The 15,876-nt window shown below is 70.0% G+C and carries 13 protein-coding genes and 1 pseudogene; 8 read left to right on the top strand and 6 right to left on the bottom strand.

Features of this window, described 5'->3' with window-relative positions; all coding sequences use genetic code 11:
• Nucleotides 1–105: 105 nt before the first annotated feature.
• Both ACG04R_RS05090 and ACG04R_RS05095 read left to right on the top strand, forming a co-directional pair.
• Nucleotides 106–1,641 (top strand): DUF1800 domain-containing protein, encoded by a 1,536-nt coding sequence (locus tag ACG04R_RS05090; RefSeq protein WP_394406910.1) that lies wholly within the window; start codon nucleotides 106–108, stop codon nucleotides 1,639–1,641.
• Nucleotides 1,642–1,645: 4 nt separating this feature from the next.
• On the top strand, nucleotides 1,646–2,848 hold the full coding sequence (locus ACG04R_RS05095) for a DUF1501 domain-containing protein (protein WP_394406912.1): 1,203 nt from the start codon (nucleotides 1,646–1,648) through the stop codon (nucleotides 2,846–2,848).
• 57 nt (nucleotides 2,849–2,905) lie between these two features.
• On the opposite strand, the gene ACG04R_RS05100 is transcribed toward ACG04R_RS05095, so the two are convergent.
• Together ACG04R_RS05100 and ACG04R_RS05105 are read right to left on the bottom strand one after the other, a co-directional pair.
• Nucleotides 2,906–3,466: a flavodoxin family protein gene (locus tag ACG04R_RS05100; protein ID WP_394406914.1), complete on the bottom strand. Its 561-nt coding sequence runs from the start codon at nucleotides 3,464–3,466 to the stop codon at nucleotides 2,906–2,908.
• 181 nt (nucleotides 3,467–3,647) lie between these two features.
• A complete protein-coding gene (locus ACG04R_RS05105) occupies nucleotides 3,648–4,373 on the bottom strand; it encodes a pirin family protein (RefSeq protein ID WP_394406916.1) in 726 nt (241 codons plus the stop codon).
• Nucleotides 4,374–4,474: 101 nt separating this feature from the next.
• Between ACG04R_RS05105 and ACG04R_RS05110 the strand changes: the two genes are divergently transcribed.
• From ACG04R_RS05110 to ACG04R_RS05125, 4 genes and pseudogenes are all read left to right on the top strand, one after another.
• Nucleotides 4,475–5,443 carry a LysR family transcriptional regulator gene (locus ACG04R_RS05110; protein ID WP_394406918.1) on the top strand — a complete coding sequence of 323 codons (969 nt, stop codon included), beginning with the start codon at nucleotides 4,475–4,477 and terminating at the stop codon, nucleotides 5,441–5,443.
• A 163-nt stretch (nucleotides 5,444–5,606) separates the two neighbouring features.
• Nucleotides 5,607–6,470, top strand: coding sequence for a tRNA glutamyl-Q(34) synthetase GluQRS (gluQRS, locus tag ACG04R_RS05115; RefSeq protein ID WP_394406919.1), 864 nt, complete (start codon nucleotides 5,607–5,609; stop codon nucleotides 6,468–6,470).
• A gap of 86 nt (nucleotides 6,471–6,556) precedes the next feature.
• Nucleotides 6,557–6,901, top strand: a pseudogene (locus ACG04R_RS05120) (FKBP-type peptidyl-prolyl cis-trans isomerase); the annotation flags it as partial.
• Between the two features lie 30 nt (nucleotides 6,902–6,931).
• A complete protein-coding gene (locus tag ACG04R_RS05125) occupies nucleotides 6,932–7,279 on the top strand; it encodes an FKBP-type peptidyl-prolyl cis-trans isomerase (protein WP_394407260.1) in 348 nt (115 codons plus the stop codon).
• A 25-nt stretch (nucleotides 7,280–7,304) separates the two neighbouring features.
• On the opposite strand, the gene ACG04R_RS05130 is transcribed toward ACG04R_RS05125, so the two are convergent.
• Entirely contained in the window at nucleotides 7,305–9,656 is a 2,352-nt protein-coding gene (locus tag ACG04R_RS05130) for a putative bifunctional diguanylate cyclase/phosphodiesterase (RefSeq protein ID WP_394406921.1), read from the bottom strand.
• Nucleotides 9,657–9,818: 162 nt separating this feature from the next.
• On the opposite strand from ACG04R_RS05130, the gene ACG04R_RS05135 reads away from it, so the two are divergent.
• Both ACG04R_RS05135 and ACG04R_RS05140 read left to right on the top strand, forming a co-directional pair.
• Complete coding sequence (locus ACG04R_RS05135) at nucleotides 9,819–10,238, top strand: PilZ domain-containing protein (RefSeq protein WP_394406923.1); 420 nt, start codon at nucleotides 9,819–9,821, stop codon at nucleotides 10,236–10,238.
• An 87-nt stretch (nucleotides 10,239–10,325) separates the two neighbouring features.
• On the top strand, nucleotides 10,326–11,078 hold the full coding sequence (locus tag ACG04R_RS05140) for an MgtC/SapB family protein (protein ID WP_394406925.1): 753 nt from the start codon (nucleotides 10,326–10,328) through the stop codon (nucleotides 11,076–11,078).
• A gap of 15 nt (nucleotides 11,079–11,093) precedes the next feature.
• On the opposite strand, the gene ACG04R_RS05145 is transcribed toward ACG04R_RS05140, so the two are convergent.
• From ACG04R_RS05145 to ACG04R_RS05155, 3 genes are all read right to left on the bottom strand, one after another.
• Nucleotides 11,094–12,746 (bottom strand): ATP-binding protein, encoded by a 1,653-nt coding sequence (locus ACG04R_RS05145; protein WP_394406927.1) that lies wholly within the window; start codon nucleotides 12,744–12,746, stop codon nucleotides 11,094–11,096.
• Nucleotides 12,746–13,675: an ABC transporter substrate binding protein gene (locus ACG04R_RS05150; RefSeq protein WP_394406928.1), complete on the bottom strand. Its 930-nt coding sequence runs from the start codon at nucleotides 13,673–13,675 to the stop codon at nucleotides 12,746–12,748. The genes ACG04R_RS05145 and ACG04R_RS05150 overlap by 1 nt, the downstream gene beginning before the upstream one ends.
• Nucleotides 13,676–13,793: 118 nt before the next feature.
• Nucleotides 13,794–15,815, bottom strand: a complete 2,022-nt coding sequence (locus ACG04R_RS05155; protein ID WP_394406929.1) for a TonB-dependent receptor plug domain-containing protein — start codon at nucleotides 15,813–15,815, stop codon at nucleotides 13,794–13,796.
• Nucleotides 15,816–15,876: the final 61 nt, after the last annotated feature.

Below are 15,876 nucleotides of genomic sequence, written 5' to 3' on the forward strand. Positions count from 1 at the left end.
CAGCGGCAACACATTAGGGGGGCAACCTTCTGCTAGCCTGCCGCCGTCAACCCGGGGCCGCGGTGGGCCGTTGGCGCCAAGCCCAGCCCGAAAGGCCACCCTCCGATGAAAGCCCTGCCCCGCATCGCGTTGTGTTCTGCGCTGTGTTCCGCCTTGCTGCTGGCCGCCTGCGCCAGCGCACCACCACAGCCCCTTGCCGCCCGCGGCGCTGCCCAGGATGCGCTGTGGTTGGACCGCCTCACCTGGGGTGCCAGCAGCGCTGACCTCGCGGCCGTGCGCGGCCAGGGGCGTGCCGCCTGGCTGGACGCCCAGCTGCAACCCACAGCCACGGCGCCGCTGCCCGAGGCCGCCAGGGCCCAGATCCAGGCTTTCGCCATCTCCCAGCAACCGCTGCTGCCGTTGGTGCAGCAACTGGAAGCCCAGCGCAAGGCCGCCGACGCACAGACCGACGACACCGTCAAGGCGCAGGCCCAGAAGGACTACCAGCAGGCGCTGACCAAGCTGGCACGCGACGCCTCGGCCCGCCAGTTGCTGCAGGCGCTGTACTCGCCGCGCCAGATACAGGAGCAGATGGCGTGGTTCTGGTTCAACCACTTCAACGTGCACCAGTACAAGAGCAACCTGCGCGTCATGGTGGGCGACTACGAGCAGGGGTTGCGCGAGCGCTCGCTCGGCCGCTTCCGCGACCTGCTCGGCTACACGGCCCACCACCCGGCCATGCTGCGCTACCTCGACAACGAGCAGAACGCCGCCAACCGCATCAACGAGAACTACGCGCGTGAGCTGCTGGAGCTGCACACGCTGGGCGTGGGTGGCGGCTACAGCCAGAAGGACGTGCAGGAACTGGCCCGCGTGCTGACCGGCCTGGGCGTGAACTTCACCGACACCCACCCCAAGCTCAAGCCCGCGCAGGAAGCCCAGTACCACCGCGATGGGGCCGTGGAGTTCAACCCCGCGCGGCACGACTTCGGCGACAAGGCGCTGCTGGGCATCACCGTGAAGGGCCAGGGCTACGCCGAGCTGGACCAGGTGCTGGACCTGCTGGCCCGGCACCCCAGCACGGCACGCTTCGTGTCGCGCAAGCTGGCGCAGTATTTCGTCGCCGACGAGCCGCCGCCGGCTCTGGTGGAGCGCATGGCCGAGCGCTGGCAGCAGAGCGATGGCCGCATTTCCGAGGTGCTGCGCGCCATGGTCTCATCGCCGGAATTCGAGGCTTCGCTGGGCCGCAAGTTCAAGGACCCGACGCACTACGTCGTCTCCGCCGTGCGGCTGGCCTATGCGGACAAGGTGGTGCTGAACACCGGCCCCATGATCGGCTGGCTCTACCGCCTGGGCCAGGCGCCCTACAACCGCCAGACGCCCGACGGCTATCCGCTCGACGAGAACGCCTGGGCGGGCCCGGGGCAGATGACGACGCGCTTCGAGATCGCCCGCGCCATCGGCAGCGGCAGCGCGGGGCTGTTCAAGGTCGAGGGCGAGGTCAAGGACCGGCCCGCCTTCCCGCAGATCGCCAACCCGCTGTATTACGACGGCATCGCACCGCGCCTGGCCGCCGCCACGCAGCAGGCGCTGGGCCAGGCCACTTCGCCGCAGGAATGGAACACCTACCTGCTCGCCTCCCCCGACTTCATGCACAGGTGATCGCATGGACCGACGTCTTTTGCTCCAACTTGGCCTCGCCGGCCTCGGCTCGGCCGCCCTGCCCGCCCGACTCTGGGCCGCAGCACCTGACGCCCCGCGCCTGCTGGTCGTCTTCCTGCGAGGCGCCTACGACGCGGCCAACCTGCTGGTGCCGACATCGTCGAGCTTCTACTACGAGGCCCGGCCCAACATCGCCATCGCCAAGAAGGACGCACTGCCACTGAACGCCGACTGGGGCCTGGCGCCGGCACTGGCCGACAGCATCCACCCGCTGTGGGGCAAGGGCCAGGCCGCCTTCGTGCCCTTTGCCGGCACCAACGACACGACGCGCAGCCATTTCGAGACGCAGGACCACATCGAGCTGGGCCAGGCCGACGACGTCGTGGGAGGCAGCCGCGACTTCCGCAGCGGCTTCATGAACCGGCTGGCCGGCGTGCTGGGCGCAGGGGGCGTCGCCAGCTCGCGCTTGGAGGCCATGGCCTTCACCGACCAGGTACCGCTCATCATGCGCGGCAGGCAGCCGGTGGCCAACCAGGCGCTGCGCGACCTGGGCAAACCATCCATCAGCGCGGCCCAGGCGCAGACGATTGCCGGCATGTACGCCAACACGCGGCTGGCCAACACCGTCAGCGGCGGTTTCGAGGTGCGCGACGAGGTCACGCGTGAGATGGCCGGCGAGATGGAGGCCGCCAGCCGCGGCGCCATCGCAGCCAAGGGCTTCGCGCTGGAGGCCCGCCGCGTCGCGCGGTTGATGCGCGAGCGCGTGACCCTGGGCTTCATCGACGTCGGCGGCTGGGACACCCACGTCGGCGAAGGCGGCGCGACCGGCCAGTTGGCTGGCAAGCTCGGCGAGCTGGGCAAGGGCCTGGCGCTGTTCGCCGACGAGATGGGACCGCAGTGGAACAACACCGTGGTCGTCGTCGTCAGCGAGTTCGGCCGCACCTTCCGCGAGAACGGCAACCGCGGCACGGACCATGGCCACGGCAGCGCCTACTGGGTGCTGGGCGGCGGCGTGAAGGGCGGGCGCATCGCCGGCGAGCAGGTGGAGGTCAAGGCGTCCACGCTGTTCCAGAACCGCGACTACCCGGTGCTCAACGAGTACCGGGCGCTGTTCGGCGGCCTGTTCAAGCGCATGTATGGCCTGAACGACACGCAGCTGGCCTCGGTGTTCCCCGGGGCCAGCGCGCGCGATATCGGGCTGGTTTAGGCCGCGGAACCGCTGAAGGGGCCCGCAGCCAAGATGCGCACGCCGCGAGGGGCGCGTTCAGCGGTTCCCTGCCCAGCGGTCGACCACTGCCTTCACGCGCTCGCCGAAATGCCTGGCCGTGGCGAGGTCGCCCGGCACCATTTCTTCCGCCGACGCGTCGCTGGGTGTCTGCGTGATGAGGCCGGCGTAGCCGCCGAGGTTGTTCACTTCGTCGCGCGTAGCGGCCTTGTGGTTGGGCGCCTTCAGGCCCATGCCCACCCAGATCATGCCGTGCTGCTGGCTCAGCGTGTGCAGGTACTGGATCGTGCCCTGCTTGTCGCCGTTGAGCGTGGCGCTGTTGGTGAAGCCGGCAGCAATCTTGTCCTTCCAGACCTGGGCGTACCAGGGCTTGCTGCTGGCGTCGGCCACTTTCTTGAACTGCCAGCTCGGGCCGCCCATGTAGGTCGGCGTGCCGAAGATGACGCCGTCGGCGGCGGCCAGCGAGGCCCAGTCCGCTTCGGTGATGTTGCCCTCGGCATCGATGGCGATCAGCTGCGCGCCAGCGGCGCCGGCCACGGCCTCGGCGACCTTCTTCGTGTGGCCGTAGCCGGAGTGGTACAGAACGACGATCTTGCTCATGGACAGTTCCTTTCGGAGGGGGGTGAATCAGAAACCTGCGGACCGAGCGCCGGGCCGCTCCCAAGCCGGCCCGCTCTGGCGTTGTGCTTGCGGCTCAACGCCGCAAGCATCGCCGCCGCCTCGGGGGACCGTCCAGACTCGCCCGCGTTCAACGGGGCGAGCCTGGACGAGGGGCACCATTTCAGGCAGCCAGGTCGAAGACCAGCACCTCAGCATCATGCCCGGCGCTCAACGCGAGGCGCGATGTTTGGCGAACTTGCAAGGCATCACCGGCCGTCAGGTCTTGCCCGTTCACGTTAAGCGAACCGCGCACGACATGCACGTAGGCGATGCGTCCATCGGCCAGCGCGAGATCCGCCTGCTCGGCGCCGTCGAACAGGCCGGCATACAGCTTCGCGTCGGCATGGATGGTCACCGCGCCGTCGGCACCGTCGTTGGCGGCGACGAGGCGCAGCTTGCCACGCTTGGAGCCGGCGTCGAAATGCTTTTGCTCATAGCTGGGCGCGATGCCGCGGTGGTCCGGCATGATCCAGATCTGCAGGAAGTGCGTCGTCTGGTCCTTGGCGTGGTTGAACTCGCTGTGCAGCACGCCGGTGCCGGCGCTCATGCGCTGCACGTCGCCGGGGCGGATGACGCCGGCGTTCGCGCCACCGGCCTCGCCGTTGCCCATGCTGTCCTTGTGCGCCAGCTCGCCGGAGAGCACATAGCTGATGATCTCCATGTCGCGGTGGCCATGCGTGCCGAAGCCGCGGCCCGGCTCGATCTTGTCCTCGTTGATGACTCGCAGCGCGCCAAAGCCCATGCGGGCCGGGTCGTAGTAGTCGGCAAACGAGAAGCTGTGGAAGGACTTCAGCCAGCCATGGTCGGCGTAGCCGCGATCCGAAGACTTGATCAGTTGGGTGGTCATGCTGGGCTCCTTGGTTTTGCTTGCGATGGAGTCAATGTAGGAGCCGGGGCCTCGGCCATCGACAAGCGGCTCTGAGGACACCATTCAAATAGACTGAACGCATGTCACACCCGCAAGACAAGCGCCGCGCGCTGACACCCGAAGCCCTGTCCATGATGGACACCATCGCCCGCACCGGCAGCTTCGCCGCCGCCGCGCGCGAGATGGGCCGCGTGCCGTCGGCGCTGACCTACTCCGTGCGCCAGCTGGAGGACGCGCTGGACGTGCTGCTGTTCGACCGCAGCTCGCGCCAGGCCGTGCTCACGTCGGCCGGCCAGGAACTGCTGCACGAAGGGCGGCGCCTGCTGCAGGAGCTGGACGCCGTAGCCAACCGCGTGCGCCGCATCGCCACGGGCTGGGAAACCGAACTCACGCTGGTCATGGACGACGCCGTCGCGCGCCGTGCCGTGTTCGACCTGATGGAGGCTTTCTACGCCCAGCGCTGCGAGGACGGCACGCCGCCGCCCACCCGCCTGAAGCTGCGCGTGGAAGTGCTGGCCGGCACGTGGGAGGCCCTGCTGCGCGGCGAGGCGGACCTGGCCCTGGGTGTGCCCGCCCAGTCGGCCAGCAGCGCCATCCACTGCGAGCCGGCGGGTGAGCTGGAGTTCGCCTTCTGCGTGGCGCCGCACCACCCGCTTGCCGAGCTGCCGGAGCCGCTGACGGCGGTCCAGATCGCCGAGCACCGCATCATCGCCGTGGCGGACAGTGCCCGCACGCTCAAACCCATCACCGTGGGCCTGCTGCCCGGGCAGGACGTGCTGACCATGCCCTCCATGGCCACCAAGCTCGAAGCCCTGCTGCGCGGCCTGGGCTGCGGCTCCCTGCCGGCCAGCATGGTGCGGCGGCACGTCGAGGCCGGCCGGCTCGTGCGCAAAGCCACCTATGAGGGCCGTCGCGCTGGCGTCATGCATTACGCCTGGCGCGACAACGGCCAGACGCCGGGCCGGGCCCTGGCCTGGTGGCTGGACCGGCTGCGCAGCGAGACGACGCGCAGGGCGCTGCTGGAGCAGCACGAAGGGCTGCTGCTCTAACAGAGGCCATGGACGCGCCCCTCACGCCCGCTCACCCCGCCGCAACGCCGCCACTCGGCGTTGCAAATGCTCGCCGTAGCCCGAGCTACGGTTGTGCTTTGCGCCTTGATTGGCGACGCCGTGACGGTCTGCTCGGCCGCGCAGGGCGCGCCCATAACCTCTGATGGCCAGGTACCGCGGCCGCTTCGCGCCCTCGCCCACCGGCCCGCTGCACGCCGGCTCGCTGGTCGCCGCGCTCGCGAGTTGGCTGGATGCCCGTGCGAACGGCGGCCAGTGGCTGGTGCGCATCGAGGACGTCGACGGGCCGCGCTGCCCGCCAGGCATGGACGAGGTCATCCTCGGCCAGCTCGCCGCGCTGGGGCTGGTGCCCGACGAGCCGCCTGTCTGGCAGTCCCGCCGCGGCGACCTCTACCAGGCGGCGCTGGACCGGCTCATCGCTTCCGGCCACGCCTACGGCTGCGCCTGCACGCGCGCCGAGATCGCCGCGGCGATGGGGCCTCGGGCCAAGCATGGCGAGCTGGTCTATCCCGGCACCTGCCGCCACGGCACGAACGGCCGGCCGGTGCGCGCCTGGCGCTTGCGCGTCGAGGGCCGCGTCGACTGGCAGGACCGCCGCCTCGGCACGCAGTCGCAAGACCTTGCAAAGGAAGTCGGCGACTTCGTGCTGAAGCGCGCCGATGGCCTGTGGGCCTACCAACTCGCCGTCGTCGTCGACGATGCCGAGCAGGGCATCACCGATGTCGTGCGCGGCGAAGACCTCGCCGACAACACGCCACGCCAGATCGCGCTGCAACGCGCGCTCGGGCTGCTGACACCGCGCTATCTGCACACGCCACTGGTGCTGGCGGCGGACGGGCACAAGCTGTCGAAGCAGAACGGCGCGGCGGCGATTGATCTGTCAGACCCCATTGCTCGCGTGCGAGATGCCGCAACCGAGCTGGGCATCCCGGCCAACGGCAACAGCACAGCCGTCGGCGACCTGCTGGCCGAACTCGCGCCGCGGTGGAAACCTGCGCTGACCAGCTGATGCAGGAAGCAACCCGCGCACCTCACGGCCTGATGCGCCGGCGGCGACAATGCCGCCTTCCCCTCCAACAGCTCAAGGATTCCCCCATGAACACCACCCCCAGCGGCCTGCAGTTTGATGACACCGTCGAGGGTGACGGCAAGGTGGCCCAGGCTGGCCAGGACGTGACCGTCCACTACACCGGCTGGCTGTGGGTCGACGGCGCCAAGACGAGCAAGTTCGACTCCAGCAAGGACCGCAACGACCCGTTCGAGTTCGAGCTGGGCGCCGGCATGGTCATCCGCGGCTGGGATGAGGGCGTGCAGGGCATGAAGATCGGCGGCAAGCGCACGCTGATCATCCCGGCCGAGCTGGGCTACGGTGCGCGCGGTGCCGGCGGCGTCATCCCGCCGAACGCGACGCTGTGCTTCGAGGTCGAGCTGCTGGGCCTGGCCGGCGGCCCCGAGGCCGTCGAGCTGAACCTGCACACCGCCTCCAGCGGCCTGCAGTACGAAGACCGCGTTGTCGGTGACGGCGCCGAGGCCACTGCCGGCCAGCGTGTGTCGGTGCACTACACCGGCTGGCTCTACAAGGACGGCATGCGCGGCAAGAAGTTCGACTCCAGCAAGGACCGCGGCCAGCCGTTCAAGTTCCGCCTGGGCGGCGGCGAGGTCATCCAGGGCTGGGACGAAGGCGTGCAGGGCATGAAGGTCGGCGGCACGCGCATGCTGGTCCTGCCGCCCGAACTGGGCTACGGCGCGCACGGCGCCGGCGGCGTGATCCCGCCGAACGCGACGCTGCTGTTCGAAGTGGAGCTGCTGGCGGTCTGACGCCGGCAAGGCCGGGGCGCCGCGCTCAGGGCTCGGCGCTGAACATCGTCGTCGGCGGCGAGAACTGGGTCAGACGCCACGGCAGGACGCGCGAGTCCATGTCGTCGACCGGCCCCGTCAGCGGCCGGCCGGCCAGCCAGTCCTTGAACTTGGGCAGCGGCATGGGCCGCGCCACCAGATAACCCTGCACCTCGTCACAGCGAATGGCGCGGATGACGGCCAGCTCGCGCTCGGTCTCGATGCCTTCGGCGACGGTGCGCATGCCCAGCACGCCGGCCATGCGCACGATGGTGTTGACGATGGCGCGTGCGTCCGCGTGCTCGGTGAGTGAGCGCACGAAGGAACGGTCGATCTTGAGCGTGTGGAACGGGAACGCGCGCAGGTAGGCCAGCGACGAGAAGCCGGTGCCGAAGTCGTCGAGCGCCACCTGCACCCCCAGTTCGCGCAAGGCATGCAGCCGGCGCAGCGCCGCCTGCGCATCTTCCAGCATCAGCGACTCGGTGACCTCCAGGTGCAGCAGCGACGGCCCCACGCCGGCGCGTACGAGCACGCGCTCCACGCTGTCGATGAAGCCCGGCTCCATGAGCTGCAGCGGCGACACGTTGACCGCCACGTTCAGGCCCGGCAGTTCGCGCGCCGCGAGGCAGGCCTGCTGCAGGGCCAACGCGCCCAGCTCGTGGATGAGGCCGCAGCGTTCGGCTGCCGGGATGAATTCGCCCGGCGACACCGAGCCCAGCACCGGATGCTCCCAGCGCATCAGCGCTTCCACGCCCAGCGCCTGCAGGCTCTGCGAATCGACCTTGGGCTGGAAGTGCAGCTCGAACTGGCGCTTCTCCAGCCCCTCGCGCAAGGCCTGCTCCACCGTGTTCATGCGCCGGCTCGCGGCGCCCAGCGAGCTGGCGTAGACGACGCTGCGGCCCCGGCCAGAGCGCTTGGCGTCGTAGAGCGCCAGGTCGGCGTTGACCATCAGGTCCTCGACGTTGGCGACGCTGGGGTCCAGCCGTGCCAGGCCCACGCTGGCGCCCACGTGCAGGCGCTTGGCGCCCATCTCGATGGGCTGGCTGAGCTTGTCGATGATGAGGGCCGCCATTGCCTGTGGGGCGCGCGATGGCGACTCGCCCAGGCGCAGCATCGCGAACTCGTCGCCACCCAGCCGGCCGACAAGATCGCCCTCCTCCACCAGCGCCAACAGCCGGCCGGCAACGACGCGCAACACCTCGTCGCCGGTGGAATGCCCCGAGCTGTCGTTGATGCCCTTGAAATGGTCCAGGTCGATGGACAGCAGCCAGCCGGAGCGGCCCAGCGACATCGCCGCCTGGGCCGCGTTCATCAGGTTGCGCCGGTTCGCCAGCCCCGTCAGCGCGTCCTGCTCGGCGTGCATGCGCAACTGGTTCTCGAAGCGCTGGGCCTCGGTGATGTCGGCGATGACGCCGCGCCAGCCGCCCCCGGTGCCGTCCGCTGCAGCAATGGGCTTGGCACTCAGCGCCCACCAGCGCGCCTGCTCGCCCCGGCCCAGCTGCAGCTTGATGTCGCGGAACGGGCGGCCCAGCGCCCAGGCGGCCAGCAGCGGCCCGGACTGCTGCGAGCGCGCGGCAAACCACTGCGGCAGCTTCACGTCGCCGAGACGCTCTTCCGTCGTGCCGAGCAGGCTGGCCAGGCGCGCCGAGCGATGCACGAGTCGGCCGGCGGCATCGGCCTCCCACAGCGCATCGCTGGCGTTCTCCTCGAAATCCCTGAGCAGCAGGGACACCACCTGCTGCTGGCGCGCGTACGAGAAGCGCGCCCTCAGCAGCGCCGTGGACTGCCGCGCCAGCGCCATCGCCGCCAGCGAGACAACGCTGGCATAGCTCAGCAGCAGCACCGCCACGGCCAGGAGGATGGGCTCGCCGGACCGCCACAACGCCACCAGGGAGCCAGCCACGATGAGCCAGGTGTAGGCCAGGCTGGCCACCGGCAGCATGGCCAGCGCAAAGGCGCCGGCGCCCAGCATGCCCGTCACCAGCGTCGCGATCAGCACGCGCTCGGCCGGCGCGGCGGGCACGAACCACAAGGCGGCCGCCAGCCCCCAGCACAGCCCGAGCAGCGCGGCGTGCCAGCTGCCGCGCCGGTAGCTCTTGCTAGAGGCCGTGTCGCGGACGCGACCACGCTGGGTCCACCAGCCTGCGATGCCCATGGCCAGCAGCAGCAGCAGCAGACCAAGCCAACCCGCCAGCAACAGGCCGCCGGCACGGCCCACGGCCAGCCAGACGAGGCCACCGGCGACCAGGTTGGCCGCCATCAGCGACGGCGTCAGCCGCATCAACTGGCCGAGATGTTCGGCACGGATGCGCGCGGACTCGGCATCGCTGTCAACATAAAGCTCGAACGTCCGCCGCAAACGTCCCCAAATCCCTTCAGCCCGCGTCATGATGCGCTTTCTGCTGTACTGGTCCCTCTTGGGACGGATGGTAACGAGCGACTTCACGACGATGTCACGCGGTGCTGGTCTTCTGCGTGGCGTTTGCATCATCTGCCTGCCACTTGAATGGAGTACACCGCCATGTCCGTGACCGACCAACGCCGTTCCCCTCGCGTCGAGTTCTTCCTCGTACCCGCCGAGCACGAGCAGTTGCCGGTCTGGGTCATCAAGCCGCAAGGGCTGGCCGACGCCCGCGGCGGCGTGGTGGTCAACCTCAGCGAGGAAGGACTGCAACTACTGACCGCGGCCGAACCGCCGCTGGATGCCCAGCACTACGAGCTTCGCCTGCTGCTCGGCGAGGACGAGGGCGTGCCGCTCTTCAGCGCCTCCGTGCGCCGCGTCTGGAGCCGGCCGCTGAGCCAGATCGTGCAGCTGTGCGGCTTCGAGTTCGAGTCGTCCAACTCGCAGGCCGAAGAGTTCCTGCGCACGCAGACAGCACAGATCACCGCACGCAAGTGGGTGCGCTGCGTGCTCGTCGAACGCATGACGGCGCTGGCCTGATTCCGTCCGCGTCCGCCCTGCTGGCAAGTGGGGCGGGACTGGGTTAGCGTGGCCGCGGGGCAAGGTCGCCCTGCCACTGCCCACGCCATGCTCGACCCTGACCACCTGCTGCGCTACTGGACCGCCGGCCAATGGGCCGCCAACGTGCTCATGCTGATGCACCTGGTGGGCGCCATGCTGCTGGGCCTGCTGCTGGGCTACGAGCGCGCCTATCACGGCCGGGCGGCGGGCATGCGCACCTACGCGCTGGTCTGCATGGCGGCCTGCGGTGTGACCATCCTCGTGGGCTACCCGGACCAATGGTTCGGCGGCCATGTGGCCGGCGGCGCGCTACCGGCGTTCACCGACCCGACCCGCGTCATCCAGGGCGTGGTCACCGGCATCGGCTTCCTGTGCGCCGGCGTCATCATGCGCGAGGGCATGAACATCTCCGGGCTGACGACAGCGGCGTCGCTGTGGGCCGCGTCGGCCATCGGCATCGTGCTAGGCATGGGCTTCTACTTCGCCGCCATCGCGCTGACGCTGCTGTGTGCCACGCTGATGATGTGGGGTGCCAAGCTGGAGAACCAGTTGCCGTCCCACCCCGCCATCGCGGTGATGCTGCGCGGCGAGCCCGGCCGGCGCTTCACGCAGGACGAGCTGGCCCGCTTCACCAACGACCTGGGTTACCGCTTCGCGCCCGGTTCGCTGAGCATCGAGCAGTTCGGCGACCAGGAGGAATGGCGCTTTGTCTGCACCGCCAAGCGCAACTTCAAGGGCGAGACGCTGTGCCGTTTCACCGACGGCCTGCACGAGCTGCCCGGCGTGGCGGGCTACCGCGTCACGCACGCGCGCAACTGAGGCCGCCGGTCGCCGTCAGGCCACCGGCACGCTGATGTCGAACCAGAACCGGCTGCCCTCGCCCAGCCGGCTCTCCAGCCGGATCTCGCCACCCATCATGCGCACCAGTTGCCGGCTGATGGCCAGGCCCAGCCCCGTGCCGCCGACGCGCTGCTCGGCGTTGCCGGCCTGCTCGAAAGGCTCGAACAGGCGTTCGACCTGGTCGTTGGCGATGCCGACGCCGCTGTCCTGCACGTCGAAGCGCAACATCACGTGGCCCGGCAGCGTGTCGGCCGCCGGCAGCGTCTGCACGCGCAGCGTCACGCCGCCGACGTAGGTGAACTTCACCGCATTACCCAGCAGGTTCAGCAGGATCTGGCTGAGGCGCTTGTCGTCGGCCAGCACGGTGGTGGGCAGCGCCGGGTCGAGCTGCAGGTCCAGCTGGATCTGCTTGTCGACGGCCATCACGCGCACGATGTCGGCCACCGCGTTCAGGCGCGAGCTCAGGTCCACCGGCCCGAGGCGCAGCTCGGCCTTGCCGGCCTCGATGGCGGACAGGTCCAGGATGTCCACGATCAGAGTCAGCAGGTGCTGGCCGCTGCTGTGGATGATGTCCAGCCCGTTGCGCTGCTTGGGCGTGATGCCGTTGTCCATCTTCAGGATCTGCGCGTAGCCCATGACCGCGTTCAGCGGCGTGCGCAGCTCGTGGCTCATGCGCGCCAGGAACTGGCTCTTGGCCCGGCTGGCCACCTCGGCGCGTTCCTTGGCCACGCTGAGCTCCAGCGTGCGGGCGCGCACCAGTTCTTCCAGGTGGTCGCGATGGGCGCCCAGCTCGGTCTCGCGCTCCTGCAACGCGGCGATCATGCGGTTGAAGGTGTGGGCCATGGCGGCGATATCGCGCGGGCCGCCGGCCGGTGCGCGGGCATCGTTGTCGCCGCGCTCGACCTTCTCCATCGCCGCAGCCAGCGCCGCCAGCGGCTGTGTCAGCCGCAGCGCCAGGAAGCGCACCGCCACCAGGAACAGCCCCGCGAACAACAGCGCCACGCCGAAGTTGGCGATGAACAGCGACGCCTGCGTGCGCTGCAGCGCGGCCTTGCTCTGGATGACGCGCACATGGCCCAGCAGCTGGGCCGGGCGCAGCGTGACCTCGAACGGCGACGCCTCGGGCCGGGTCCAGACCGGCGCGGCGAAGGTCCAGCTGTCCTCGGTCTCGTCGTCCAGCCAGGGCGCGCTGGCGGCCCCGGCCGGCGGCGCGACCACCGGCCGGCTGTCGCGCGCGGCGCCCAGGCCCATCAGCAGCCGGCCACGCGTGTCGCGGATCTCGATGCCCATCACGTCGGGGAAGGTCAGCGACGAACGCACGGCCTCCTCGGCGTTGTCGGCGGCGGCGTAGATCAACGCCAGCGAGCTGTTGGACGCCAGGTTGGCCGCCACGCGGCCGCCCTGCTCCAGCAGCATGGCGCGCACCTGCCGGCCGCCCTGCCAGGCGTTGACCGCGGCCATCAGCAGCGCCAGGCTCAGCGTGCCCAGCGCGACGGCCAGGCTCAGGTGGCGGCGGAACGAGGCTTCGCGCAGCCAGCGCACGCAGACCCGCAGCAGCCACGGCCGTGGCAGCGCGGCTGGCGGCAGTTGCGCCTCGTCCGGCAGGATGCTGGCCGGGGGCTGGCTGTCGAGATGGTGCGTAGGCATCAGTTGGACGGATAGACCAGGTCGAAGTTCGATTGCGCAGCGGCCACATCGATGCCCAGATGGGCAGCGGTACGGATGTTGAGGGCGGCGAGCGCCTGCCGCAACGGCAACACCCCTGGGGCGGCGGACTTGGGCGTCGCGGCCAGGCGCAGGGCCGAGGCGGCCAGCGAGCGGCCCAGTTCGCGGTTGTCGGGGTAGAGCGAGAACAACGCGCCGCGTTTCACGTGGGCCAGATGGCTGGAGAACACGGCGACGTTGCGGTTCCAGCCCTCCTTGAGCACCAGCGACAGCACGGCGTTGTCATCCACGGTGGTGGGGTCCTGCGGCAGCCACAGCGCGTCGCGGGCCGGGTCGGCGGCGGCCATCAGCTGCGTGTAGGCGCGCAAGGCCTCGGCGGGGTCGGCGGCCTCCTGGGCCAGCAGTTCCAGGCCTTCGGCACGGGCGGCGTCGCGGGCCAGCCTGACGAGCCAGGCGTTCACGCGCGGGTCGTAGACGACGTGCACGCGCCGCGCGCCCGGGCGCAGCTTCTTGAGCCGAGCCAGCATCAGCGCCGGGTCGGGCGCCAGCGTGTGGACCGGGAAGCTGCGCGCCTCGGTCTCCTGCACCGACACGACGCAGCCCACCATCACGGCCATCTCGCCCGCCAACGCGCTGGCGATGCGCATGCCGCCACGGCCCAGGCCGATGAGCACCTGCGGGTCGCGCCGGCGGATGTCGTCGACGACCTGCGCCGGGTTGGCGCTGCTGGCCACCGCGAAGCTGGACAGCGCGTTGCCGACACGGTCCTCGATGCCTTCGAGGATGGCGGCGAAGACCTGCCTGAACGGCTCGCCCAGCTCGGGGTAGACAACGGCGAGCGAACGCGCCTCGGCCGCCACGGCGGCACCACCGGCCAGGACCACGGCACCACCGACCGCTTGTCGCAACAAGGCGCGGCGAGTGGCTGTAGCGAGGCTGCCGGGGTCGATCAAAACAAGAGGACTGCGGTGCAGGGCCGGGAGGGGTGGGCGGGATTATGCAAAGGGGCGGCGACGCGACTTAGGGGGATCAGTGGCGGTACTGCAGCTGCACATAGGCCGCGCGCGGCGCGACCGGCAGGTCGTTGATGATGCCGCCGCCGGCCAGGCTGGGCTCGCGGGCATCGGCGGCGAAGAGGTTGCGCAGCACCAGCGCCAGTTCCCAGTCGGAGCTGGCGACACGCGTGCGCGCCGACAGGTCCAGCGTCGTGTAGTCCTTGATCGGCGCCCGGGCATCGCCAGCGGGCCGCATGCGGCCCGCCACGTAGTTCACCTGGCCGCTGACGGTGCAGCCGCGCGCCATGGCCCAGTCGGCCTGCAGGTAGGCGTGGCGGTGCGGCGCGTAGCCGGCGTCCACGCGCGTGGCATCGTCGACGGAGCGCTGCAAGGCCAGGTTGCCCGACAGCCGCAGGCCGCGCAAGGCGTCCCAGACGACCTCCAGCTCGGCGCCGCGGCCATCCTGCCCGCCGCTGTTCTGGATCATGTTGGCCGGCGGCGCAGGCGAGTTGGGCACGCTGCGGATGATGTTGCGCATCTCGTAGCTGAAGAGGCTCAGGTTGACCTGCAGCGTGTCGTCCGGCGTCCAGGCCAGCGCGGCCTCGGTGGTGCGGATGGTCTCGGGCTTGACCGCCGGGTTGCCGCCGATGACCGGGTTGTTGATGCTGTACTGCTCGTTGAACGACGGGGCGCGGAAGGCCTGGCCGTAGAGCAGCTTGGCCGTCAGGTCGTAGGCCGCGCTCCAGACGAGGGCCACGCGCGGGTTGGTCGTGGAGCCGAAGTCGGAGTAGTGGTCGTGGCGCACGCCGGCGGTCACGATCCAGTCCGGGTGGAAGCGCCACTCGTCCTGGGCATAGACGTAGCTCACCTGGCGCTGCTGCGGCAGCATGAACTTCAGCGTCGTGTTGGAAAAGTCCGTCACGTCGGCCCAGCTGCCGGTGCCGATGCGGCTGTAGTTCGGGTTGAAGTTCTTGTACTCGGTGGTCTTGTACAGATCGAGGTCATCGTGGCCCACGCCGAGCCGGATGCTGTGGCCGTTGAAGCCGGCGTAGGTCGCGTAGGCCGACAGGCGCACCTGCCGCTCGGCCTTGTTGGGGCCGCCGATGAGGCCGTCGGTGAAGACGTTGCCGGCCCCGAGCGTCGTGCCCGCGGGCAGCAGCACGTAGTTGGTCGTCGCGACTTCGGAGTAGTGCAGGAAGCTGGCCTGCAGGCCCAGCCCCCAGTCCGAGGTGACCCGCGGCTCGGTCCAGCTGACGTCGGCATGCGTGCGTGCGCTGCGGCTCTTGCCGGTGGGGTCCAGTGCCTGCGCCACGCCGGCCCCGGTGCCGATGTTGCTGCGCAGCTTGTAGCCCACGTGGGCACGCCAGCCGCCCCAGCCCAGTTCGAGGTTGCCGTCGACCGCATCGTGGCCGACGTTGATGGAGCCGGGCGCACGCGTCACCGAGGCCTGCGCCGCGTCCTTCTCGATGATGCTGTGAGCGCCATCGGTGCCGCCCACGCGAAGGTAGGCCGACACGTCCAGCGCGCCCAGCTTGCCCCCGTGCAGCACCCAGGCGTCACGCGTGTTGAATGAACCGGCACGGGCGCCGGCACTGGTGCCGGGCGTGTCGGCCGCGCTCTTGGTGATGATGTTGATGACGCCGGCGAACGCGTCCGCGCCGTACAGCGCCGAGCCCGGGCCGCGGATGACCTCGATGCGCGCGATGTGCTCGACGGGGTAGCCCGCCCACATATTGCCCTTGTTGCCGACGAAGACCGTCGTCATCGGCACGCCGTTCTGCAGCACCAGCACCTGCGAGCCGAACTGGCTGTAGATGCCGCGGAAGATATAGAGCGGCATGTACTGGTTGGCCGCCCGCCCCACGTGCAGGCCGGCCACCGACTGCAGCACCTCGTCAAGATCGATGGCCCCCATCGCGCGGATGGCCTCGGCCGTGATGACACTGGCCACCGCCGGCGCCTGCCGTAGCGGCTGCAGGCTGCCCGCAGCAATGCTCACCGAACGTTGGTCACCATAGGCCAGCGCCAATTCGTCCTCATCGCTCTGCGCAAGCACGGCGGCAGGAGCGAACGCCAGGGCCGCAACCAGACCGACAAGACCTGCAGAACCACGAGGC

It is taken from the genome of Pelomonas candidula, from assembly GCF_043555985.1.
Classification (GTDB): Bacteria; Pseudomonadota; Gammaproteobacteria; order Burkholderiales; family Burkholderiaceae_C; genus Pelomonas; species Pelomonas candidula.